The 21,806-nt window shown below is 63.8% G+C and carries 20 protein-coding genes and 1 tRNA gene; 9 read left to right on the top strand and 12 right to left on the bottom strand.

Annotated features, from left to right (window positions below):
- Nucleotides 1-55: 55 nt before the first annotated feature.
- On the top strand, nucleotides 56-670 hold the full coding sequence (locus LQT98_RS01070) for a TetR family transcriptional regulator (RefSeq protein ID WP_231460820.1): 615 nt from the start codon (nucleotides 56-58) through the stop codon (nucleotides 668-670).
- Here the strand turns inward: LQT98_RS01070 and LQT98_RS01075 are convergent.
- Complete coding sequence (locus LQT98_RS01075) at nucleotides 667-1,413, bottom strand: AraC family transcriptional regulator (protein ID WP_231460821.1); 747 nt, start codon at nucleotides 1,411-1,413, stop codon at nucleotides 667-669. The two genes, LQT98_RS01070 and LQT98_RS01075, sit on opposite strands and share 4 nt — an antisense overlap.
- Between LQT98_RS01075 and LQT98_RS01080 the strand changes: the two genes are divergently transcribed.
- On the top strand, nucleotides 1,412-1,621 hold the full coding sequence (locus LQT98_RS01080) for a hypothetical protein (protein ID WP_231460822.1): 210 nt from the start codon (nucleotides 1,412-1,414) through the stop codon (nucleotides 1,619-1,621). The two genes, LQT98_RS01075 and LQT98_RS01080, sit on opposite strands and share 2 nt — an antisense overlap.
- Before the next feature lie 111 nt (nucleotides 1,622-1,732).
- Here LQT98_RS01080 and LQT98_RS01085 read toward each other — a convergent pair whose 3' ends face one another.
- Complete coding sequence (locus LQT98_RS01085; RefSeq protein WP_231460823.1) at nucleotides 1,733-3,988, bottom strand: M9 family metallopeptidase; 2,256 nt, start codon at nucleotides 3,986-3,988, stop codon at nucleotides 1,733-1,735.
- Between the two features lie 196 nt (nucleotides 3,989-4,184).
- Between LQT98_RS01085 and LQT98_RS01090 the strand changes: the two genes are divergently transcribed.
- A tRNA-Tyr gene (locus LQT98_RS01090) sits at nucleotides 4,185-4,269 on the top strand.
- Between the two features lie 50 nt (nucleotides 4,270-4,319).
- Here the strand turns inward: LQT98_RS01090 and fghA are convergent.
- Both fghA and LQT98_RS01100 read right to left on the bottom strand, forming a co-directional pair.
- Nucleotides 4,320-5,153, bottom strand: a complete 834-nt coding sequence (gene fghA, locus LQT98_RS01095) for an S-formylglutathione hydrolase (RefSeq protein WP_231460833.1) — start codon at nucleotides 5,151-5,153, stop codon at nucleotides 4,320-4,322.
- A 19-nt stretch (nucleotides 5,154-5,172) separates the two neighbouring features.
- Nucleotides 5,173-6,297: an S-(hydroxymethyl)glutathione dehydrogenase/class III alcohol dehydrogenase gene (locus LQT98_RS01100; protein ID WP_048409348.1), complete on the bottom strand. Its 1,125-nt coding sequence runs from the start codon at nucleotides 6,295-6,297 to the stop codon at nucleotides 5,173-5,175.
- Nucleotides 6,298-6,423: 126 nt separating this feature from the next.
- Here LQT98_RS01100 and LQT98_RS01105 point away from each other — a divergent pair, with 126 nt between their 5' ends.
- The 6 genes from LQT98_RS01105 (at nucleotide 6,424) to LQT98_RS01130 (ending at nucleotide 13,609) form a co-directional block, all read left to right on the top strand.
- Nucleotides 6,424-7,317 (top strand): LysR family transcriptional regulator, encoded by an 894-nt coding sequence (locus LQT98_RS01105; RefSeq protein ID WP_231460824.1) that lies wholly within the window; start codon nucleotides 6,424-6,426, stop codon nucleotides 7,315-7,317.
- A 76-nt stretch (nucleotides 7,318-7,393) separates the two neighbouring features.
- Nucleotides 7,394-8,404 carry a nucleoid-associated protein gene (locus LQT98_RS01110; RefSeq protein WP_231460825.1) on the top strand — a complete coding sequence of 337 codons (1,011 nt, stop codon included), beginning with the start codon at nucleotides 7,394-7,396 and terminating at the stop codon, nucleotides 8,402-8,404.
- 499 nt (nucleotides 8,405-8,903) lie between these two features.
- The gene (locus tag LQT98_RS01115) at nucleotides 8,904-9,065 is read left to right on the top strand and encodes a hypothetical protein (protein WP_231460826.1); all 162 of its coding nucleotides are present in this window, start codon (nucleotides 8,904-8,906) and stop codon (nucleotides 9,063-9,065) included.
- Nucleotides 9,066-9,211: 146 nt separating this feature from the next.
- Nucleotides 9,212-10,447, top strand: coding sequence for an EAL domain-containing response regulator (locus tag LQT98_RS01120; protein WP_231460827.1), 1,236 nt, complete (start codon nucleotides 9,212-9,214; stop codon nucleotides 10,445-10,447).
- 142 nt (nucleotides 10,448-10,589) lie between these two features.
- Entirely contained in the window at nucleotides 10,590-11,246 is a 657-nt protein-coding gene (locus tag LQT98_RS01125) for a response regulator transcription factor (protein ID WP_053074328.1), read from the top strand.
- Nucleotides 11,246-13,609, top strand: a complete 2,364-nt coding sequence (locus LQT98_RS01130) for an ATP-binding protein (RefSeq protein WP_231460828.1) — start codon at nucleotides 11,246-11,248, stop codon at nucleotides 13,607-13,609. The genes LQT98_RS01125 and LQT98_RS01130 overlap by 1 nt, the downstream gene beginning before the upstream one ends.
- Before the next feature lie 2 nt (nucleotides 13,610-13,611).
- On the opposite strand, the gene LQT98_RS01135 is transcribed toward LQT98_RS01130, so the two are convergent.
- The 8 genes from LQT98_RS01135 to hemF form a co-directional block, all read right to left on the bottom strand.
- Complete coding sequence (locus LQT98_RS01135) at nucleotides 13,612-14,511, bottom strand: 4-deoxy-4-formamido-L-arabinose-phosphoundecaprenol deformylase (RefSeq protein WP_048409352.1); 900 nt, start codon at nucleotides 14,509-14,511, stop codon at nucleotides 13,612-13,614.
- 56 nt (nucleotides 14,512-14,567) lie between these two features.
- A complete protein-coding gene (locus LQT98_RS01140; RefSeq protein WP_048409353.1) occupies nucleotides 14,568-15,611 on the bottom strand; it encodes a bifunctional UDP-4-keto-pentose/UDP-xylose synthase in 1,044 nt (347 codons plus the stop codon).
- Between the two features lie 89 nt (nucleotides 15,612-15,700).
- Entirely contained in the window at nucleotides 15,701-16,600 is a 900-nt protein-coding gene (locus LQT98_RS01145) for a formyltransferase (RefSeq protein WP_231460829.1), read from the bottom strand.
- On the bottom strand, nucleotides 16,597-17,544 hold the full coding sequence (locus LQT98_RS01150) for a glycosyltransferase (protein WP_048409355.1): 948 nt from the start codon (nucleotides 17,542-17,544) through the stop codon (nucleotides 16,597-16,599). The genes LQT98_RS01145 and LQT98_RS01150 overlap by 4 nt, the downstream gene beginning before the upstream one ends.
- 6 nt (nucleotides 17,545-17,550) lie before the next feature.
- The gene (locus LQT98_RS01155; protein WP_231460830.1) at nucleotides 17,551-18,678 is read right to left on the bottom strand and encodes a DegT/DnrJ/EryC1/StrS family aminotransferase; all 1,128 of its coding nucleotides are present in this window, start codon (nucleotides 18,676-18,678) and stop codon (nucleotides 17,551-17,553) included.
- A 154-nt stretch (nucleotides 18,679-18,832) separates the two neighbouring features.
- Nucleotides 18,833-19,204, bottom strand: coding sequence for an SMR family transporter (locus LQT98_RS01160; RefSeq protein WP_048409357.1), 372 nt, complete (start codon nucleotides 19,202-19,204; stop codon nucleotides 18,833-18,835).
- A 25-nt stretch (nucleotides 19,205-19,229) separates the two neighbouring features.
- Nucleotides 19,230-20,900 (bottom strand): glycosyltransferase family 39 protein, encoded by a 1,671-nt coding sequence (locus LQT98_RS01165; protein WP_231460831.1) that lies wholly within the window; start codon nucleotides 20,898-20,900, stop codon nucleotides 19,230-19,232.
- Nucleotides 20,901-20,991: 91 nt separating this feature from the next.
- Nucleotides 20,992-21,806, bottom strand: an 815-nt coding sequence (hemF, locus tag LQT98_RS01170) for an oxygen-dependent coproporphyrinogen oxidase (RefSeq protein WP_231460832.1), incomplete at its 5' end; no start/stop codon positions are given.

Consider the following 21,806-nt stretch of genomic DNA (forward strand, 5'->3'; position numbering starts at 1 on the left):
CGGTTGATTAATTAATCATTTGAGGTAGCATCTGGGGAAAAGTTCAGAGGCGGATATGGCCAGAAAAACCAAGGAAGAATCGCAAAAGACCCGGGACGCGATCCTGGACGGCGCGGAACGGGTGTTTCTGCGCCAGGGGGTGGCCAGCGCCACCATGGCGCAGATCGCCGATGAGGCCGGGGTGTCGCGCGGCGCGGTCTACGGCCATTACGACAACAAAATGGAAGTGTGCCGGGCCATGGTGGACCGCGTGTTCGAACTGGACGCGCTGCGTTTCCCGGCGGAGCAGGCGTCGGCGGGCGACACCCTGGTGGCGGTGGGCATGTATTACCTGCGCCAGTTTCACGAGCCGGGGCCGGCGCAGCGGGTGACGGAGTTTCTGTATCACAAGTGCGAGCGCAACCGGGAGAACCGCGGCATTCTGCGCCGCCGCGAGCTGATGGACCGCGCCACCCTGCATTATGTGCGCCGCCAGCTGCGGCGCGCGATTGCCCAGGGCGAGCTGCCGCCTGAGACCGATGTGCGCATCGCCACCGAATTCCTGGTGCGTTTGTTCGAGGGCATGTACGGCATGCTGGACGGCGGCAAGGCGCCGTTCGCCGATTGCGAGCGCATTCTGCGCGCGGCCTGGTTGAGCGTGGCGACGGTGGCGGCCTGGCGCGCGGGCTAGCGCCGTTGGGACAGTGTGCGCAGCCGCAGCTGGCGCGGGCTGAGGCCCAGCATTTGCCGGCATAGCCGGGTCAGCGCGCTCTGGTCGGAAAAGCCGCAGCTGGCGGCGATGTCGGCCAGCGGCTGGCCGCTGTGCTGGATGGCGTGGCTGGCGGCTTCCATGCGGGTGCGGCGTATGAATTCGCCGACGCTGGCCTGAAACACCCGCTTCATGCGCCGGTCCAGCTGGCCGATGCTGAGGCCGGACAATTCGCACAGTTCTTCCAGCCGCAGCGGGCGATGGTATTGGGTCTGGATGTGATCGACGCAGGCGGCGAAGCGCTCGTCCAGCAGCCGTTCCCGCGTCAGCTCGGTCAGGTCCTTGGAGATGCAGACCAAGCCCATCAGCCGCCCGTCCGGGTGGTGCAGCGATTGTTTGTTGGTCAGGCACCAGCCAGGCGCGCGGTCGTGGTAGACGGTGAGGTCCAGCCGGTTGCGCATGGGCTGGGACTCGGCGAACACTTGCCGGTCCTGATCGCGGTAGCGGTTGGCCATGGCGCTGGGAAACAGCTCATGCGCGGTCATGCCTTCCGCCTGCCATTTGTTGCGCAAGGCGCAGCGGCCGACGCAGCCCTCGCTCAACGCCAGGTAGCGGGATTGCAGGTCCTTGACCGAGAAGACCACATCGGGAAGCGGATCGAACAACGACGCCATGGAGCGCATGGCGTTGAGGTCGCTGACGATGTAGGGATGAAGAAGCTGCATGGACGCGGCGCTTGTCCTTGAGCGGCGCCGGCGGGCCGGCGGTGGGTTTGTCTATCTAATCAATCTTCCTGTCATTCAATTGGCATTTCTTGAAAATAAAATGCATTACTTTCATGCGTTTTGCAAGTCCGCCGCGACGGGAGCCGCGGCGGAAGGCATGGGCGCGTTGGGCCGGTTCAAGGACTGGCGCTTGCGGGTGAACGTTTAGAACCGCGAACAAAACCAAGCAGAGAACCTGATCCAAGGCGCGCCGCCGCTGGCAGTACCCGTGGCACGACAGGGAGGCGCAGCTCAGGATCAGGGGTTTTGTTAACGGGTCTTAATCGTAGCTGGCGCTGACGCTGACATTGGCGAACGCCTGTCGCGCCTGCAGCGTCAGGTAGTACCAGCGGCCGGTCTGCGGCGCGGCGATGCTGACGCTTTCCTCGTTGCCGGCGCCGGCCGAGGCGTTGTCATAGCTGGCCGGCGTCGGGTAGCGGTCCAGCGCCACGTAGAGATCGACGTCGCCGCTGCCGCCGCTGGTCCACAGCTTGAGGTTGCGCGCGCCGGCCGGCAGCAGGATGGCGGCGTAGGCCGCGCCGGAGGTGGAAGCGGAAAGGCCGCCGATGGCGCAGTTTTTGCCCAGGTAGTTGGGCGAGGTTTCCTTGCACGGCGGCAGGCCGGGCTCGGACGGCAGCGGCGGCTGGCCGGCGGTGGTGGCGCTTTGCGCCCAGCTGGCGAACTCGGCGTCGTAGCGCTTGCCTATCAGGCGCATCTGGTCCATGTAGCCGTTGTAATCGCCGCTGCGGAAGCGGGTGAGGAAACCGTCCACATCGGCGCGGTGGCGCTCCATCATGAAGCGGGTGGCCATATAGCCCCAACGATAGGCGCGGGTCACGTAGTCCGGCATGTCGTAGGTGTTGCCGAAGATCTGGCTCAGCGCGTAGTTGCCGCTGCGGGCGGCGTCTATCGCCGGCTGGTTGCCATTGCCCAGCGACAGGTATTCGGCCAGGCCTTCTATCCACCACACCGTGGGCTGGCGGGTGCTGGCGCCGAAGTCGCCGTACATGTCGAAGCGGCCGTCCAGGTAGTGGATGTATTCGTGCTCCAGGTTCCAGATCTTGAAGGTTGGGCGCAGCCAGGAGGCTTCGTGGGCGATGAAGCGCGCCTGGTTGCCGGCCGCGGCCGGATCGCCTTCCAGATACATGCCGCCGTTGTCGGTGCTGATGCCGTAGATCACCGACGCGTACTTGGCGTAGTTGTTGTAATCGTCGAACACCACCACTTCCAGCGAGGTGTTGTTGTCGTTGGCCACCGGCTGTTTGCGGGTTTGCAGCATCTGGTGGAAGTAGGACTCTTCTTTTTGCAGCAGCGCGCAGGAGTTTTGCAGTTGTTCCTGGCTCATTTCCTGGGCGCGGATGCGGATGCTGGCGCTGCAGGTGTAGCGGTTGACCAGGATGGCGTCGGCGAGCCGGGTTTCGAAGTTGCAAGTGCCGTAGTCGGCGCAGCTGGCGGCATCGTAATACTTCACCGCTTCGGCGGCGGCCAGCCACAGTTCATTGTCGTTGCCGGTCATGCTGCTGGCGGCCAGGATGGCTTGCGCCTGCGGCTTGATCGCCGGTTTCAGCGCCGGGTATTGCATGAAGCGCAGCCCTTCGCGAGTGGCGTCGCCCAGCTGGAAGGCGCTCTCGGTGCCGAGCAGGGCGGCCTTGTTGGCTTGCGCGAAGCGGGTCAGCGCCGCCGAATAGCTGCCGTCGTTCTGCAGCAGCGGCGCGGCGTTGGCGCGACCGTGGGCGTAGAAGAACACGGTCAGCGCGCCGGTGAAGCCCTGGCTGGCGGTGGTTTCGCGCAGCGCTTGGGCGGCGTTGGGCTGGGTGGCGTCATTGGTGTAGCGCTGCACGATGGCGCGCATGCTGGGCAGGTAGTAGGCCTCGTCCGCCATATTGGTGATCAGCTTCATCACTTCGCCGGCGGTGGTGGGCGCCTGGGCATTGGCGGCGAACAGCGCGCTGCCATCGGCCAGCCGCTTGATGCCGGGGCGCAGCACGGTTTGCAGATTGGCGTCCGGCGCCGGCAGGGTGCCGCCGCTGGCCAGGTAGTAGCCGGCGCGCAGATAGAGGGTGAGGTTGACCAGGGCCATGGAGCCGGCGTTGTAGGCGGCTGCTTCCTGGGCGAAGCGTCCGGCGACGGCGTTGAGGTTGGCCGGGCTGTAGAGGGTGGCGGCCAGCTTGCTGTCCAGCGAGAACAGGCCGTAGGTGCAGGTGTAGTCGGGCAGGCCCACCAGGTAGTTGGCCAGCGCCGCGCCGCTGTAACCGGCCATGACTTTCATGTCCTGGCATTGGGCGGTGGCGGCGTGGGCAATCAATTTGCTCTTGGGCTTGCCGATCACGGTCTTGGCGTCGGGCAGCCGGTAGCGGGATTGCGCGTCGCTTGGCGGACGTTGCTGCCATTGCCGCGGCGGCGGCGCCTGTTTCGGGCGCGCTTGCGCCTGGGCCTGGTGCGGCACTTTCTGCGCTTTGGGCGCGGCCAGCGCCGGCTGCGCGAGCAAGGCGGCGGCGAGGCTCAGGCATAGCGCGGCGAGAGGGAGCTTGGGCATTGTTGTCTCCAGTGGTCAGGGCGAGTCCCTGATGGCGGAGATCATGCCAATGGCAAGGCTGGATTTCTTGGCGAGGCTGCGCGTCGGCGCGCGCAGATTTGCCAAATCCACAGGCGCGGCGGCGGTGGCCAGGACAGGCGATGGCGCGCGGAGGATTGACGCCGGCGCCGAGGAGCTATATTATGCGCCTCTCTCTGGAGGGGTTCCCGAGCGGTCAAAGGGATCAGACTGTAAATCTGACGGCTCTGCCTTCGAAGGTTCGAATCCTTCTCCCTCCACCAGATTCAACAAAAAAGCCAGGCTATGCCTGGCTTTTTTGCGTTCCGCCGTGTCACAGGCCGAGATGGCGCGCATGGAAGCGCAGCTGTTCCTCGATCAGGCTGGCGACAAAGTAGTAGCTATGGTCGTACTCGGCGTGGCGGTACAGTTCCAGCGGATAGCCGCAGGCCTGGGCCGCTTGCTCCAGCGCTTCCGGCTGCAGCTGGGTGTCGAGGAAGCTGTCGGCCAGGCCCACGTCCACGCGCAGCGGCAGGCGCTGCGGCGCGGCGGCGAGCAGCAGGCTGGCATCCCATTCCTGCCAGGTGTCGCGGTCTTCGCCCAGATAGGCGGCGAAGGCCTTCTGGCCCCAGGGCGCGTTGAGCGGATGGCAGATCGGGCTGAACGCCGACACCGACGCATAGTCCTGCGGCCGTTTCAGCGCGCAGATCAGCGCGCCGTGGCCGCCCATGGAATGGCCGGCGATGGCGGGCTTGCCGGTCACCGGGAAGTGGGCGGCGATCAGCGCCGGCAACTCCTGGCTGACGTAGTCGTACATCCGGTAGTGACGATCCCAGGGCGCCTGGGTGGCGTTCAGGTAGAAGCCGGCGCCCTGGCCCAGGTCGAAGGCTTCGTCATCGGCCACGTCCGCGCCGCGCGGGCTGGTGTCCGGCGCGACGATGGCCAGGCCCAGCTCGGCGGCCACGCGCTGAGCGCCGGCCTTGTGCATGAAGTTCTCGTCGGTGCAGGTCAGGCCGGACAGCCAGTACAGCACCGGCACGCGCCGCTGCGGGCTGGCCTGCGGCGGCAGATAGACGGCGAAGCGCATGCGGCAGCCCAGCGTCGTCGAATCATGCAGATACTGCCGCTGCCAGCCGCCGAACGACTTGTTGGCGCTGATGTTTTCCAGGTTCACTCGGGTCTCCGGCTCAGTAATGGATCACGGAACGGATGCTCTTGCCCTCGTGCATCAGATCGAAGGCTTCGTTGACGCGCTCCAGCGGCATGGTGTGAGTGATGAAGTCGTCCAGGCGGAATTCGCCCTTCAGATAACGCTCCACGTAGTCCGGCAGCTCGCTGCGGCCGCGCACGCCGCCGAAGGCGGAGCCGCGCCATACCCGGCCGGTGACCAGCTGGAACGGACGGGTGGAGATTTCCTGCCCGGCGCCGGCCACGCCTATGATCACCGATTCGCCCCAGCCCTTGTGGCAGCATTCCAGCGCCGCGCGCATCACTTTGACATTGCCTATGCATTCGAAGGAGAAGTCGACGCCGCCGTCGGTCATCTCCACGATCACGTCCTGGATCGGCTTGTCGAAATCGTTGGGGTTGACGCAGTCGCTGGCGCCCAGCTTTTTCGCCAGCTCGAACTTGCTGTCGTTGATGTCGATGCCGATGATGCGGCCGGCGCCGGCCATGCGCGCGCCGATGATGGCGGACAGGCCGATGCCGCCCAGGCCGAAGATGGCCACGCTGTCGCCGGCCTTGACCTTGGCGGTGTTGATCACCGCGCCCATGCCGGTGGTGACGCCGCAGCCCAGCAGGCACACTTCTTCCAGCGGCGCGGCCGGGTTGACCTTGGCCAGCGAGATTTCCGGCAGCACCGTGTATTCGGCGAAGGTGGAGGTGCCCATATAGTGGTAGATGGGCTTGCCGTCCTTGGAGAAGCGGGTGCTGCCATCCGGCATCAGGCCCTTGCCCTGGGTGGCGCGGATTTTCTGGCACAGATTGGTCTTGCCGGACAGACAGAATTTGCACTCGCGGCATTCCGGGGTGTACAGCGGGATCACATGATCGCCCACCGCCACGCTGCTGACGCCGGGGCCGACGGATTCGACGATGCCACCGCCTTCATGGCCCAGGATGCAGGGGAACACGCCTTCCGGGTCTTCTCCGGACAGGGTGAAGGCATCGGTGTGGCACACACCGGTGGCCACCATTTTCACCCGCACCTCGCCGGCGCGCGGCGGCTGCACTTCCACTTCTTCTATGCTCAGCGGCTGGCCCGCGGCCCAGGCCACGGCGGCCTTGCACTTGATGATGTCCTGGCTCATGAGCTCTCCTTGGTGTTGGATCGCCGTAGCGGGCCGAAGGCCGCGACGGCAAAACTTTGATTGTATTTCCCTCGTTTGAATAGATAATCGTCGCAATTGGTAAATGATTTTTTCCGAGGTGAAATAATGTTGGGTTGGGAAGGCATTTGCGAATTCGTCAGCGTGGCGGAGCAGGGCAGTTTCACCAAGGCGGCGCAGGCGCTGGGCATTTCCGTCGCCCAGGTCAGCCGCCAGGTCACGCAGCTGGAGCAGCGCTTGGGCGCCAAGCTGCTGTATCGCACCACGCGCCATCAGGCGCTGACCGAGATCGGAGCGTTGTATCTGCGCCACTGCCGCCAGCTGCTGGATTCGCTGGCCGAGGCGGAGCAGGCGATCTCGCGCCACCAGGCGCAGCCTCAGGGCAAGCTCAAGCTGACCGCGCCACTGGCTTACGGCCAGAGCCATATCGCGCCTTTGCTGGTGCGCTTCCTGCAGCGTCATCCGCAGCTGGAAGCGACGCTGAACCTGTCCAATCAGGTGCTGGACCTGGTGCAGGACGGCTACGACCTTGCGATTCGCATCGGCCATCTGGAGGATTCCTCGCTGATGGCGCGGCGGCTGGCCTCGCGCCGTCATCATGTGTGCGCGGCGCCGGCCTATCTGGCGCTGCATGGCCGGCCGTTGGAACCGGCGGATCTGGAGCACCACAGCTGTCTGTCGCTGGGGAGCGAGCACTGGCATCTGCTGGATGGCGGCCGGCGGCGGCAGGTGCGGGTCAAGGGCAGCCTGCGCTGCAATAGCGGCCACGCGCTGGCGCACGCGGCGCGGCAGGGGCTGGGCCTGGCGCAGTTGCCGGATTACTACGTCGCCGCCGGCCTGGCCAGCGGCGAACTGGTCGAAGTGCTGGCCGATTACCGCGAGCCGGACGAAGGCATTTGGGCGCTGACGCCGCAGAACCGTCAACTGTCGCCCAAGGTGCGTCTGCTGATGGACTTCCTGGCGGACTCCCTGACCGACGATCCGCTGGCTTTACCGGAATAGCAGGCCGCTTTCGCGGTTGCCAAGCCCGGGCGCAGTGGCAATAATCGCGCATTCGATTTTAGGCGGGAGCGTGGGCATGTTGGCGATAGGCGAATGCAGAGTGGAGCGGCTGGTGGTGCACCGGGTGGGCAATGCCTCGCGCGGCGAGGGCGCGCGTCTGTCCGAGCGGGCCAGCGCGGTGGACGAGGAAGTGTCTTCCTTGCTGCTGGGCGGCTATTTGAAGAACATCGTGTCGGACAAGCGCCAGCACCAGTTTTTCCATGAGTCCGATCTCAATCTCAATGAGATTTACCATTTCACCCGCCAGTTCTTCCGCGGCGAGCTGGATTTCCTCGAGGTGTCGCAGCGCATCGCCAAGCATTTGTATGCGCGTTCGCAGCATCCCAACATCAATGCCGGCGATTTGCTGGTGATCTTGTTTTCCGGTCTCAATGACGGCGACCGCGAACTGCGCGCGCTGGGGGTGTTCAAGTCCGAGATCCGCGATGATTTCCTCACCGTGGTGGAGTCCGGCGATGTGTTCGACATCAGCCACGCCTCGGGCATCAATCCGCGGCTGATCGACAAGGGCGCGCTGATCCTGGAGCACGGTCCCACGGTGTACGCGGTGGATCGACTCAGCCGCGAGGCCAAGTTCTGGCTGGAGGATTTCCTGAAGGCGATGCGGGTGCCGGACAAGGCCTCCAGCAGCAAGATGATGGCCAGCGTGGTGGAACAGCTGTCCGAGGAAATCGACGATCCCATGCAGCAGGCGCGCTTCAAGGACGAGTTTCTCAATCTGGTGAGCGGCGAGGAGGATGTATCGGCCAGGCAATTGGCCAGCGCCGCCGAGAAGTTCGTGCCGCGTGAACAGGTGGAGCAGGCGATGGGTTCCGCCGCCGAATCCTATGGCTTCGCGCTGGACGAAGAGGCGCGCTTGCCGGCCAAGGGGGTGGCGCGGCAACTGGAAAAAACCTTGTCCAAGTATGGTGTCGGCCACGGCATCAGCGTGTTGCTGCCTAGCGGCATTACTTTGAAGAATATCCAGTCGCAGAACGATGGCGAAGGCGAGCTGATGCTGACTTTGCGTCTGAACAAGCGAGATTGAGCGTCGCTGCTCACCCTGAGTCTTCTCGCCAGACAGGGGGCGTCGCCACCTGTCTGATGTCCACTTCCGTCCCTCCATTGTTCCGCATTTGAGAGTTGGCCGACCGCGCAGCGATGCCGCGGCGGGCCTGCTGTCAGACCCAGACCATCTAGCGGATAAATTTGTTGCTTCCCCTTTGTCTTGCTCAATGCTCCATCTGCGCTGGTGCGTCCTTTTTCCTGAGCGTTGCATATGGTGTTCGCTTATTTAATTCATTAATATTTACCAAAACATTAATATCTAAAATAAATTAAATGAGCATCAAAAGATGTATGCGATGTAATTTAAGACAAATCCTATTTGTGGTTTTGGGGACGCTTTTTACTATGGTCTGGTAAAGCCTAATTAAAGCAGCGCAATTAAGCTTGATTAAATACAGGGACGCGCTGGGCGAAAGTGGCGATGATGGGTCGCTGCGTTTACCAGTGGTTTTTATGGAAAGGTGGCTTTTTCCAAATAAATGACTGATGAAGCAATAAAAAATAAAAATCCCTTTGTCATGTGGTGCTGTGATGTGAATCAAGGCCTTGCCGGCGGCATGGTGCTGGCGGGAGGTCTGGCAGGGATTGTTGAACGATTCTTTAGATTCATTGACGCGATTCCAGCTTACGCGGCACTGTGATGCCACATTGTCATTTAAAAGCCAAACAAGGAACCCTGGCAATTAAGCTTATCTAATGCATGCTTTTGGGATGTTGAAAAACGACAGCGCGCAAATGCCATATTTGCGGATATCAGGCTGCCGGTATTCCAAAAGGTAGGGAATCGATGGAAAATCTTAACATTATGCTGGTGTCCGGGCCGCAGCGGGAAAGCGAACCGCTCCAGCGCCTGCTGTTGCAGGCCGGTATTCGCAATATCCGCTGTTGCGGCCATATTCGCGAGGCGGAACAGGAGCTGTTGCGCGAGCCGGTGGACTTGCTGATTTGCGATATCCAGATGCCCGATGGCGGCGGCGCCGAGCTGGTTGCGAAGGTGCATGCCGGCCTGCGCCGCGGCGAACTGGCGGATGCGCCGATGTTGCTGTGGCACAGCCGGGCCAGCAAGACTTTGCAGGAGTCCCATGTGAGGTTGGCGCGCGAGGCGGGTTTCAACTACGTCTGGGCGGCCAGCCTGCCCATGGATGCCGATGCCTGTTTGCGTTTGTTGCGCCAGGTGGTGCAGGCGCGCGCGGCCATGGCCGAGGCGGCCGGCGCCCATGGCGTGCCGGGGCGGCTGGGCACCCGTCCGTTCAGCGAGCAGGAGGTGATAGAGGCGCTGTGTTCCAAGGGCACGATCTCGATTGACCTGCAGCCCTTGGTGCGGCTGCGCGATGGCGCGGTGATAGGCGCCGAGGCGCTGGCGCGCTGTTCGCATCCGACCCGCGGCAATATCCGCCCCGCGGTGTTTTTGCCGGTGGTGAACAAGCTGGGTCTGGATTTGTTGTTGTTTTTCCATGTGTTGGGCGGGGTGATCGCCACGCAGCAGGCCTTGGCCGGGCAGGGTGTGCAATTGCCCATCGCCATCAACGCCTCGGCCGGCACGTTGGCATCGCCCAATATCGTCAGCGAGATCATGTCGCGCTGGGACCGCGCCAAGCTGTCGCGTTCCTTGCTGGTGATAGAGCTGACGGAAAACATTGAGCCTGAAATCGGCCTGGACCTGATGGTGGCGCTGAACCAGCTGCGCGCCAATGGTTTCGGCATCGCCTGCGACGACTACGGCATCGGCATTTCCTCGTTGAAGATGCTGTCCGACATGCCTTTCTCTTCCTTGAAGCTGGACCAGTTGTTCGTCGCCTCCATGCTGGAAAGCTCGCGGCACTATGAAATCGTCCGTTCCTCCATCCAACTGGGCAAGGAGTTGAAGCTGCAGGTGGTGGCGGAAGGGGTGGAGAGCTCAAGGCATATCAAGGCTTTGCGGGAGATGGGCTGCGAAGTGGGCCAGGGCTTCGGCCTGCATCGCCCGATGGCGCCGCAGCGCTACATCGAATTGTTGCAGCAGGAGCGGATGGCGTGGCATTGACGCGATGCCGGCGCGGCGCGCGCGGCGACAGCGGCTAGGGATGGTTGCGTCACGACACAGGCTTGCGGGGGAGGGGATATCCGGGAATGGTTTCCGCAAGTCGCGACGCTAACCATATTGAGCCAATTTTAATGAGAATGGCATGAAAAAAAGAATATCGCTGATGATCCTGGATGATCACGACGTGGTCAGGGTAGGGCTGGAGGCCAGCCTCAAGCGCTACCCGGAGTTCGAGATCATCGGCAGCTTCGCCCATAGCACCCAGCTGTTGTCGGTTTTCCGCGAACGCCTGCCGGACGTGCTGCTGATGGATTTCTCCCTGGGCAGCGACGAAGTGGACGGCCTGAACCTGATCCAGTCCATCAGCGTGCGTTATCCAGAGTGCAAGATCCTGGTGCTGTCGTCGGTGGACCTGGTCGGCACCATCAACTTGATGTTGCGCGCGGGCGCCAGAGGGTTTTTCAGCAAGGCGCAGCCGGTGGACGCGCTGGCTGGTGCGATCCGCAGCGTGCATGCTGGCCGGGTGTATCTGACCGCCAAAATGATGAGCGAGATGGACCTGCTGCTGTCGGGCGACTGTAAACGAGGGGACGGCAACACGCTGGACCCTTATTCGCGCTTGTCGCCGCGTGAGCGCGAAGTGGTGCGTTGCTGTCTGGACGGCATGAGCACCAGCCAGATCGCGGACAAATTCTCACGCAGCATCAAGACGGTCAGCACCCAGAAGAAGGCGGCGTTCCAGAAGCTGGGCATCAGCACTGACCGCGAGCTGTTTTTACTGCATTCCAAATTGGAGTAATGGTGCGACTTCTACACCTGAGCGTCTGGGTGTTGCTGCTGGGCTTGCTGTCCGGCTGCGGCGATCCGGTCGGCAAGACCTGGCTGACCCGTGAAGAGGCCGCATGGGCGCGGCAGCACCCGGTGGTGGATGTGTATGTGCTCAGGTCCAAGCCATTGCCGGAGCGCAAGAACAGCGGCGTGCCCTTCAAGGGCATGGAGGCGTATTTCCTGCAATATGTCGAGGCGCAGACCGGGCTGCGCTTCAATATCGTGCAGGCGCATTCGGTCCAGGAACTGATGGCGGCCACCCTGGGCGGGCGGGCGATGATGCTGGCCAGCATCAATCAGGACGCGATCGGCGATTTGAACCTGAACAAGCATTACTATTTCACTCAGCCGTACTCCTCGCAGCCCTTGATGGCGATCACCCGCCGCGATCATCCGGTGGTCTACGACTTCAACAATCTGCACGGCCAGAAGGTCGCCTTCATCTTCAACGACAATTCCCGTTCCTGGCTGCTGGGAGACAATGCCAGCCTGAAACTGGTGCCGGTGGAAACGCCGACGCAGGCGCTATTGGCCATTCAGGAGCGGCGCGCCGATGTCGGCCTGGTGCCGGAAAGCTATGCGCGCTTCCTGCTGCGCCATCGTTTTCCCGAACTGACCAGTTCCGGCGCGCTGCCGGGCTATTACGCGATCTACCGCATGGGGGTCAGCAAGAGCCAGCCGCTGCTCTATGCCATTTTGCGGCGCAGCCTGGAGCGGATGTCGGCCGACGATGTCGACGCGGCCCGCTCCGCCTGGGAGGAGCAGGTGGCGGCGCGGCCGTCGGTCTACAATGTGTTCCGCAGCTATGCCGGCGAGGGCATCGTGCTGGTGCTGCTGTTCTTCGCGCTGCTGCTGGCGATACGCACCACCACCAAGCTGCTGCGCAAGGCGCGGATGGGCGAGGCGGCCAAGAGCGAGTTTCTGGCGGTGGTCAGCCATGAAATCCGCACGCCGATGAACGCCATCATCGCCGCCGGCGAGTTACTGCAAACCATGCCGCTGGGCGAGCAGCAGCGCGAATTGGTGCTGCAGTCCAATCTGGCGGCCAACAGCATGTTGCAATTGCTCAACAATATTCTCAACGCCTCGCGGCTGGATGCCGGCCAGGAGCGGCTGGAACCGTTCTTCGTCGATGTCGGCGGCATTCTGGAAGGGCTGGTCAGACTGTATGCGCTGGCGGCCAAGATGAAGGGGCTGGAGCTGCATTACGTTTGCAATCTGCCGCCGCGGGCGCTATGCCTGGACCCTTCGCACCTGCAGCGGGTGTTGCACAATCTGATTTCCAATGCGATCAAGTTCACCGACCAGGGCGCGGTGACGCTGAAGGCGGATTTCCGCGAAGGCAAGCCGGGCGCCGAGCGTGGCTGGCTGGTGTGCCAAGTGATGGACACCGGCATCGGCGTGCCGCTGGCGGCGCAGAAAACCATTTTCGACGCTTTCGTGCAGGCGGATGCCGACATCAACCGCAAATTCGGCGGTTCCGGCCTGGGGTTGGCCATCTGCAAGCGCTTGGTGGAGCTGATGAGAGGACGCATCGCGCTGGACAGCGATGGTGTGTCCGGCGCCACCTTCACCATCACGCTGCCGGTGCAATTGGGGCAGGAACTGGCGCGGCGGGAGCCAGAGCCGCCGCTGGCGGAGCCGCCGCAAAAAGTGGGGCAGGGACAACTGGTGTTGGTGGTGGAGGATCACCCGGCCAATCAATTGATGATCTGCGAGCAGTTGCGGCAATTGGGCTGCGCCACCACGGTGGCCAGCACTGGACTGAGCAGCCTGTCCATCTTGAAGGGCAAGCCGGATATCCAGCTGATTCTGATGGATTGCAGCCTGCCGGATATCAACGGCTACGAGGCGGCGCGGCGGATACGCGCGCAGGAACGGGCGGAGGGCCGCGCGCTGGTGCCCATCGTGGCGATCTCGGCGGCCAATGACGATGCGCACAGGGAAAAGTGCATGAGCAGCGGCATGAACGGGGTGTTGGTCAAGCCATTGCGGATCAAGGACTTGCAGCAGATATTGTTTCTGTGGCTGCCGGACGCGCTACCGGCGGTGGCGGCGCAGCGTTCGGAGCAGTCGGAAGATTTATGGACGCTGTTCGTCGAGCACAACGAGCGGGATTACCACAAGGCGGTGCTGGCGATTCAGAACACGCAATGGTCGTCCGCCAGCCAGCATCTGCATCGCATTTACGGCGCGGCCTTGACCATGCGCCAGCCGGAACTGGCCGAGCTGGCGCGAGGACTGGAGGACATGCTGCTGCAGGGCATCACCGAGGGGCTGGCCGAACGGATGGAACGGCTGCGCGCGCTGCTGGACCGGCTGGCCGGCGGCTGAATTCAGGCCTGCAACGCCAGCGTGCCGCTGCGGCCGGGGATCTCGCCCATCACCACGCGGCCATTGGGCAGGGAGGCGGCGTCCAGGCTGCTGAACAGTTCTATGCAGCTGCACAGCTGATAGCCCTGGGCCTTCCAGCCCACCAATAGGTGTTCGAAGGTGTAGCCCAGGCGCAGGCCTTCCAGTTCGGCGTGCAGCGTGTAGACATGGCCGGTGGCGGGCTCGTCCTCGGTCAGTTCCAGAATGTGCTTGTGCACATTGTCGGCGGTGAGGCCGTCCAGGCCGATCAACTCGTCCAGCGTCGGCAGCGTGGTGGGCAGCTGCGGCACGCCCAAGGGCTGGCCGGCGGCGTCCACCGGCTGGAACGGGTGGCTGCCGCGGCCATCGGACGCGTAAAGCATGCCCAGTTCACGCTCATAGGCCAGCGCCGCGTCGTTGATCTGCCAGCCAGCGGCGCCGTGGGTGCGCGCCGGTTCGCCGAAGATCCGTTCGAAGCGTTCGGCCGCCTTGCGCATTTCGGCGCGGGTCCAGGCGGCGTCCTTGCCGGCGACGTAGTCCTGCCACTTGATGTGGTCCCAGGTGTGGATGCCGACCTCGAAGCCCTGCGCGCGCACTTCGCGCATCAGCTCGGCTTCGCGCTTGCCGATGTCCGGGCCGGGCAGCACGGTGCCGTACAGCAGGGTGCGGATGCCGTAGTGCTCCACCACCGAGGTGCGCGACACCTTGGACAGGAAGCCGGGGCGGAACACCCGCTTGATCGCGCGGCCGGTGTGGTCCGGACCCAGGCTGAACAAAAACGTGGCCTTGGCGTGATGCTGCTGCAGCATGTGCATCAGCCGCGGCACGCCGTCGCGGGTGCCGCGCCAGGTGTCGACGTCGATTTTAAGGGCGAGTTTTTTCATGGGGTATCTCTGAAACCGGCGCCGGACTTTCTATCTCGCCTGGCGCCGGGAGCCGCTTACTCGGACAGGTCGCGGCTGGCGGCCACTTGGTCGCGGTAGTAGTCGTAGATGCCGCGCAGCGCGTCGGCCATGGTCACGCTCGGCTTCCAGTCCAGGTCCGCCATGGTGTTGGCGATCTTGGGCACGCGGTTCTGCACGTCCTGATAACCCTTGCCGTAGTAAGCGCCGGAGGTGGTTTCCTCGATCTTCACCTTGTCGGCGTTCAGCTGGTATTCCGGGTAGACGCGGGCTAGGTCCAGCATCATCGCGGACAGTTCGCGGATGGAGTAGTTATTGGTCGGATTGCCGATGTTGTAGATCTGGCCGGAAGCCTTGCCGTCCTTGTTCTCGATGATCTTCATCAGCGCGCTGATGCCGTCGTCGACATAGGTGAACGCGCGTTTCTGATGGCCGCCGTCCACCAGCTTGATGGTTTCGCCGCGCACGATGTGGCCCAGGAACTGGGTGATCACGCGGCTGGAGCCTTCCTTCGGCGTGTTGATATTGTCCAGGCCGCCGCCGATCCAGTTGAACGGGCGGAACAGGGTGTAGTTCAGGCCTTCCTGCATGCCGTAGGCGTGGATCACGCGGTCCATCAGCTGCTTGGAGCAGGAGTAGATCCAGCGCGGCTTGTTGATCGGGCCGCAGATCAGCTCGGAGTTCTCCGGGTCGAACTCTTCGTCATGGCACATGCCGTAGACTTCCGAAGTGGACGGGAACACCAGGTGTTTCTTGTACTGCACGCACTGGCGCACGATGGGCAGGTTGGCTTCGAAGTCCAGCTCGAACACGCGCAGCGGATTGTTGACATAGGTGGATGGGGTGGCGATGGCCACCAGCGGCAGCACCACGTCGCACTTCTTCACGTGGTATTCGATCCACTCCTTGTTGATGGTGATGTCGCCTTCGAAGAAGTGGAAGCGCGGATGGTCTTTCCACTCGGCCACGCGGTCATCGTGCATGTCCATGCCGTAGATGTGCCAGTCGGTGGTTTCGATGATGCGCTTGGTCAGGTGGTGGCCGATGAAGCCGTTCACGCCCAGGATCAGTACTTTTTTCATTGAGATTTCCTTCATCGTCCCCTTGGGGGACCTTGATTTGCATAAGTGTTTCGCGCGGCGAAGGGCGCCGCGGCCCTGTCACCGTCGTGTCAATTCAGCGCCAGCGGTTCCGCCAGTTGTTCCAGCGGCGCGCCGTCCAGCGTGGCGGATAATACTTTCAGGCAACCGCCGTCCACCGCTTCCAGCCACAAGGCGCCGTCATCGGCGCGCAGCCGCGCGCCTTGCAGCGCCTGGCCGTGGCTGCCGGCGCGCAGCGTTTTCCAGATCACCAGCCGGCCGCTTTCGGTGTCGGCGAAGGCGCCCGGGAACGGGTGGCTCAGCGCGCGCACGAAGTTGTGCAGCTGGGCGGCGCCGGCCAGCGGGTCGATGCGGCCGTCCTCCGGCTTGCGGCCGCCGAAATAGCCGCCCAGGCTCAAGTCCTGCTGGCGGAATTCAGTCTGGCCGGCGAGCAGCGCCGGCAGGCTGCGCGCCAACACCATTTCCGCGGCCACGGTGACCTTGGCGAACACCTCGTCGGCATTATCGTCTGGCAGGATGGGCACCGCCATCTGATCGACGATGGGGCCGTTGTCCGGTTTGACGTTCATCACGTGCAAGGTGGCGCCGGTTTCGGTTTCGCCGTGGATGATGGCCCAGTTGATCGGCACCCGGCCACGGTATCTGGGCAGCAGCGAGCCGTGCATATTGAAGGCGCCGCGCGCCGCGCACTCCAGCAGCGGGGCCTTCAGCATGTGGCGGTAGTAGAAGGAGAACAGGAAGTCCGGTCGCGCCGCCTGCACCCGGGCCAGCACTTCCGGCGTGTTCGGGTCGTCCGGGGTGATCACCGGGATGCCATGGTCGCGGGCGACCTGCTCCACGCTGGCGAACCAGATGTTTTCCTTGGGATTGTCGCGGTGGGTGACCACCAGCGCCACCTCCACGCCGCCGCCGAGCAGCGCCTTCAGGCAGCGCACGCCGACATTGTGATAAGCGAACACCACGGCTTTCATGGCTTGTCCTTTTGCTCCAGCACCGCGCCGATCACATAGCGCGGCCTATCCCGCACTTCCTGGTAGATGCGGCCGATATATTCGCCGAGCAGGCCGATGCCGAACAGCGCGATGCCGATCAGCAGGAAGGCGATGGCGAACAGGGTGAACAGTCCGCCCACTTCCGGGCCGACGATGAGCCGGCGCAGCACCAGGTAGACCACCAGCACGCCGGAGCCGGCGGAAACCAGCATGCCCAGCAGCGAGAACAACTGCAGCGGCACGATGGAGAAGCCGGTCATCAGATCGAAATTCAGACGGATCAGGCTGTACAGCGAATACTTGGATTCGCCGGCGAAGCGTTCTTCATGGCCGACGGTGACTTCGGTCGGATTCTGCGCGAACTGGTAGGCCAGCGCCGGGATGAAGGTGTGCAGCTCGTTGCACTGATTGATGGTGTCGATGATGCGGCGGCTGTAGGCGCGCATCATGCAGCCCTGGTCGGTCATCTTGATGCGGGTCAGCTTCTCGCGCAGGTGGTTCATCGCGCGGCTGGCTAGGTGGCGCCACAGGCTGTCGTTGCGTTGGCGGCGGATGGAGCCGACGTAGTCGTGGCCCTTGTCCATTTCCGCCAGCAGCAGCTTGATGTCTTCCGGCGGGTTTTGCAGGTCGGCGTCCAGTGTCACCACCCGTTCGCCGCGGCTGTATTCGAAACCGGCGAGGATGGCGCGATGCTGGCCGAAGTTGCCGTTGAACAGCACCACCCGGGTCACGTCCGGGCGCTGGTCGAACTGCGCGGCGAGCATGGCCGGGCTCTTGTCGCGGCTGCCGTCGTTGACGAAGACGATTTCATAACACACGCCCAGCGCGTCCAGCGCCGGGTAGAGGCGGTCGAACAGCGCCGGCAGCACGTCCTGCTCGTTGTATACCGGGATGACGACGGAAAGATCGATTACGCTTTTCATAATGTTTTATACGCTCAGCACGGGCTTCAGCACGCCGCTCACGGCGGCGCACACGCGTTCCACGTCCTCGTCGGCCATGGCCGGGAACAGCGGCAGGGTGACGGTGCGGCGGCCGATGTCTTCCGCCACCGGGAAATCACCCGGTTGGAAGCCCATCTCGCGGAACAGGGTGAACAAATGCATGGCGGGGTAGTGCACGCCCACGCCTATGCCCAGGTCTTTCATCCGGGCGATGAATTCGCCGCGGTCAATGCTCATCCGATCCAGCGGCAGCAGCGGCTGGAACATATGCCAGTTGCTCTGGGACATGTCTTCCAACGGCAGCTCGCAGCCCAGCGCGCGGTCGAAATGGCGGAAATACCGCGCGGCCAGTGCGCGGCGGCGGGCGTTGAAGCCCTCCAGCCGCGGCAGCTGGCCCAGGCCGATGGCGGCGGCGATGTCGGTCATATTGGACTTGCCGCCCAGCACGTCCACATCCATGCCGCCGTCGGCGTGGCGGGTGACGCCCTGCAGCCGCAGCTTCTCGAACAGGCGCGCCTCGTCCTCGTCGTTCAGCACCAGGCAGCCGCCTTCGCCGCTGGTCATGTTCTTGTTGGCGTGGAAACTGAACGACACCAGGTCGCCGTCGCTGCCGATGCGGCGGCCGCGCCAGTTGGCGCCCATGGACTGGGCGGCGTCCTCGATCACGCGCAGCCGATGGCGCTTGGCGATGTCGTACAGGCGGTCGCGGTCCACCGGCAAGCCGGCCAGGTCCACCGGGATGATGGCGCGGGTGCGCGGGGTGATCGCCGCTTCCACCAGGTTCAGGTCGATATTGCGGCTGGCGCGGTCGGCGTCGACGAACACCGGTTTGGCGCCGACTTTCAGAATCACGTTGGCGGTGGCCACCCAGCTCAGCGGGCAGGTGATCACCTCGTCGCCGGGGCCGACGCCGGCCACTTGCAGCGCCATTTCCAGCGCTGCGGTGGCGGAGGCCACCACCCGCACCGGACGGCCGCCGACATGGGCGGACAGCTCGGCTTCCAACTGACGGGACTTGGGACCAGTGGTGATCCAGCCGGAGCGCAGCACCTCGCCGACGGCGGCGATGGTGGCTTCGTCGATGTCCGGGCGGGTAAACGGTAGAAAATCCATATTCAAACCCTGAAAATTAGCCACGGAAGCACACGGAAATGCACGGACAAAAACAGTCATTCAAATTCGTTTTGCATCATTGAATCTTGTCTGCTGCTGAGTGGGCGTTTTATTTTCCGTGTCATTCCGTGTGTTTCCGTGGCAAAAATAAGCCTTAACTACGTGCCACCAGCACCACGCCGATGATGATGACGCCGATGCCGATCAGCTTCTGCGCGCTCAGCGCTTCGCCGAACAGCCAGTAGGCCAGCAGCGCGTTGACCACATAGCCGATGGACAGCATGGGATAGGCGACGCTGACTTCCACCCGCGACAGCGCCATGATCCACACCACCACGCTGACCACGTAGCAGGACAGGCCGCCGATGATGGGCAGATTGGTGGCCAGCGACCAGCCTATCGGCAGCGCGTTGGCGGCGGAAAAGTCGAAATGGCCGATCTGGCGCACGCCGGCTTTCAGGCACAGCTGGGCGGCGGCATTGAGCAAGACGCCGAGCAGGATCAGGCTGAATTCGATCAACTTCATAAAGAGTCCATTGGTTTTAGCAGTTTCAGGGCTTGGCCACCACCATGCGGCGCGGGTCCTGGTACACCACCCGCATCGGCAGGCGCAGCGCTTGCAGCTCCTGGAAGGTGGCGGGGTCGGTCATCGCCAGCGCGCGCGGCGCGGCGTTCCAGGCGGCGACGAATTGTTCCAGCCGCGGCATCCAGCGCTGCGGTTCCTGGCCTTCGCCGAATTCGAACTCGTCGACGAACTGCACCAGGGTGACCGGCCGGCCCAGGTAGAAGGGGAAGGTCTGGTCGTAGTAACGCACCGAGAACACCGGCGTGTCCGCGCGCAGATAAGGCTGAATCTGGGCCACGATCTCCTTGCTGCCCTTCAGCTTGCCGTAGCTGTCATGGCCGGCGGCGGCGATGCTGACGGCGAGCAGGCTGCCGAAGGCCAGCCAGCTCAGCGCGGCCAGCTTGCGCTCGCGGCCCAGCAGGCGCCAGGCGGCGACGGCGCAGCCCAGGAACAGCAGCGCCGCGACGGCGACGAAATGGGCGAAGCCGTGCAGCACCGGCAGCGGCGTGTCCTCGGAGGCGAAGCGGTCGACGAAGGGATACACGGCCAGCGCCACCAGCCACAGCAGCAGCGCCGGCAGCAGGTGCTTTTTCAGCGCGGCGGCCGGCATGCGCTGCAGCGTGGGCGCCAGCAGCAGCGCCAGCGCCGGGAACATCGGCAGGATGTAGGACGGCAGCTTGGAACTGGACTTGCTGAAGAAGGCGAAGATGAAGACCGACCAGATCAGCAACAGGCGGCCGACGCGCAGTCGCGCGCCCGGCTCGCGCCAGCCGTCGCGGCACAGCGCCGGCAGCAAGCTGGTCCAGGGCAGCAGGCCCAGCAGCAGATAGGGCACGAAATACCACGGCGCGCCGGTGCGTTTGTGCTCGGTGGTGAGGAAACGTTCCAGGTGCTCGCGGATGAAGAAGAAATGGGCGAAATCGGGGTTGCGCTGCGACACCAGGATGAACCACGGCGCGGTCAGCAGCAGGAACAAGGCCAGCCCGCTGAGCCAGTGCATGCGCTTCCAGAATGCCCATTGCCAGTTCAGCAGGCTGTACAGCACCAGGGTGGCGCCGGGAATCAGCAGGCCGATCAAGCCCTTGCTCAGCGTGGCGGCGGCCATCGCCGCCCAGGTGACCCACATCCAGTTGCGGCTTGCGCGCGCGTCGGCGCCGTCATGCTGCGCCAGCAGGAAGCCGCACAGCGCCACGGTCAGGAAGAAGCTGACCCCCATGTCCAGCGCCAGGAAGTGGCTGTTGGCGATGATCCAGGCGCAGCTGCCGGCGGCCAGCGCCGCGTAGCGACCGGCATCGACGCCCCACAGCCGGCGCGCGGTGAAGCCGCACATCGCCACCGTCAAGAAGCCGGTCAGGCCCGGCCAGAAGCGGGCGGCGAACTCGTTGACGCCGAAGGCGGCGAAGCTCAGCGCGCCCATCCAGTATTGCAGCGCCGGTTTTTCGAAATACAGCAGACCGTTCAGGCGCGGGGTGATCCAGTCGCCGCTATGCAACATGAACAGCGATAGCGTGGCGTAGCGGCCCTCGTCGGCGTGTATCAGCCCGCGGTAGCCGAGCGAGCCAAACCAGATGGCGGCGAACAATAGCCACAGCGCCGTTTCCACACGGAAACGGGCGGCAAGGCCGGAGCGGCCGGCCGAGGAAAGGGGTTGGCTCATGCGGAACGGATTTTGTGTGAATGATTATGAATGGCTGCGCAAGGATACCCGATTTCGTGGTCCTTGTGATTGGCCGGGCCGCTGCGCCGGCTCAGGCCAGCCAGTCGCGCGGCGTCAGGAAGCGTTCGCTCAGCGCCGCTTCCGGGCTGCCCGGTTCCGGCTGGTAATCGTACTCCCAGCGCGCCAACGGAGGCATCGACATCAGGATGGATTCGGTGCGGCCGCCGGATTGCAGGCCGAACAGGGTGCCGCGGTCCCAGACCAGGTTGAATTCTACATATCGGCCGCGGCGATAGAGCTGGAACTGGCGCTCGCGCTGTCCCCAGCTGTCGTGCCGGCGACGCTCGACGATGGGCAGATAGGCATCGGTGAAGCCGTTGCCCACCGCCTGCATGAAGCGGAAACAGGAATCGAAGCCCCAGGCGTTCAGATCGTCGAAGAACAGGCCGCCGATGCCGCGCGCCTCGTTGCGGTGCTTCAGGAAAAAGTACTCGTCGCACCAGCGCTTGTAGTCCGGGTAGACCTGTTCGCCAAAAGGCAGGCACAAGTCGCGGGCCACGCGGTGCCAGTGCACCGCGTCGGCCTCCACCGGATAGAAGGGCGTCAGGTCGAAGCCGCCGCCGAACCACCACACCGGGGCCTCGCCGTCCTTCTCCGCGATGAAGAAGCGGACATTGGCGTGGCTGGTGGGGATGTGCGGGTTCTCCGGATGGATCACCAGCGATACGCCCATGGCCTGGAAGCCGCGGCCGGCCAGTTCCGGCCGATGGGCGGTGGCGGAAGCGGGCAGCGCATCGCCATAAACATGGGAGAAGTTGACGCCGGCCTGCTCGAACAGCGCGCCCTTGGCCAGCACCCGGCTGCGTCCGCCGCCGCCGCCCGGCCGCTGCCAGGCGTCCTCGACGA

The organism is Chromobacterium aquaticum (assembly GCF_021129195.1).
In the GTDB taxonomy this organism is placed as follows: Bacteria; Pseudomonadota; Gammaproteobacteria; order Burkholderiales; family Chromobacteriaceae; genus Chromobacterium; species Chromobacterium aquaticum.

What these genes read in the sequence shown, in the direction of transcription:
- LQT98_RS01070 (WP_231460820.1), top strand. Translation starts at nt 56, where the DNA reads ATGGCCAGAAAAACCAAGGAAGAATCGCAAAAGACCCGGGACGCGATC.
- LQT98_RS01080 (WP_231460822.1), top strand. Translation starts at nt 1,412, where the DNA reads ATGGACGCGGCGCTTGTCCTTGAGCGGCGCCGGCGGGCCGGCGGTGGG.
- LQT98_RS01075 (WP_231460821.1), bottom strand. Translation starts at nt 1,413, where the DNA reads ATGCAGCTTCTTCATCCCTACATCGTCAGCGACCTCAACGCCATGCGC.
- LQT98_RS01085 (WP_231460823.1), bottom strand. Translation starts at nt 3,988, where the DNA reads ATGCCCAAGCTCCCTCTCGCCGCGCTATGCCTGAGCCTCGCCGCCGCC.
- LQT98_RS01100 (WP_048409348.1), bottom strand. Translation starts at nt 6,297, where the DNA reads ATGAGCCAGGACATCATCAAGTGCAAGGCCGCCGTGGCCTGGGCCGCG.
- LQT98_RS01105 (WP_231460824.1), top strand. Translation starts at nt 6,424, where the DNA reads ATGTTGGGTTGGGAAGGCATTTGCGAATTCGTCAGCGTGGCGGAGCAG.
- LQT98_RS01110 (WP_231460825.1), top strand. Translation starts at nt 7,394, where the DNA reads ATGTTGGCGATAGGCGAATGCAGAGTGGAGCGGCTGGTGGTGCACCGG.
- LQT98_RS01115 (WP_231460826.1), top strand. Translation starts at nt 8,904, where the DNA reads ATGACTGATGAAGCAATAAAAAATAAAAATCCCTTTGTCATGTGGTGC.
- LQT98_RS01120 (WP_231460827.1), top strand. Translation starts at nt 9,212, where the DNA reads ATGGAAAATCTTAACATTATGCTGGTGTCCGGGCCGCAGCGGGAAAGC.
- LQT98_RS01125 (WP_053074328.1), top strand. Translation starts at nt 10,590, where the DNA reads ATGAAAAAAAGAATATCGCTGATGATCCTGGATGATCACGACGTGGTC.
- LQT98_RS01130 (WP_231460828.1), top strand. Translation starts at nt 11,246, where the DNA reads ATGGTGCGACTTCTACACCTGAGCGTCTGGGTGTTGCTGCTGGGCTTG.
- LQT98_RS01135 (WP_048409352.1), bottom strand. Translation starts at nt 14,511, where the DNA reads ATGAAAAAACTCGCCCTTAAAATCGACGTCGACACCTGGCGCGGCACC.
- LQT98_RS01140 (WP_048409353.1), bottom strand. Translation starts at nt 15,611, where the DNA reads ATGAAAAAAGTACTGATCCTGGGCGTGAACGGCTTCATCGGCCACCAC.
- LQT98_RS01145 (WP_231460829.1), bottom strand. Translation starts at nt 16,600, where the DNA reads ATGAAAGCCGTGGTGTTCGCTTATCACAATGTCGGCGTGCGCTGCCTG.
- LQT98_RS01150 (WP_048409355.1), bottom strand. Translation starts at nt 17,544, where the DNA reads ATGAAAAGCGTAATCGATCTTTCCGTCGTCATCCCGGTATACAACGAG.
- LQT98_RS01155 (WP_231460830.1), bottom strand. Translation starts at nt 18,678, where the DNA reads ATGGATTTTCTACCGTTTACCCGCCCGGACATCGACGAAGCCACCATC.
- LQT98_RS01160 (WP_048409357.1), bottom strand. Translation starts at nt 19,204, where the DNA reads ATGAAGTTGATCGAATTCAGCCTGATCCTGCTCGGCGTCTTGCTCAAT.
- LQT98_RS01165 (WP_231460831.1), bottom strand. Translation starts at nt 20,900, where the DNA reads ATGAGCCAACCCCTTTCCTCGGCCGGCCGCTCCGGCCTTGCCGCCCGT.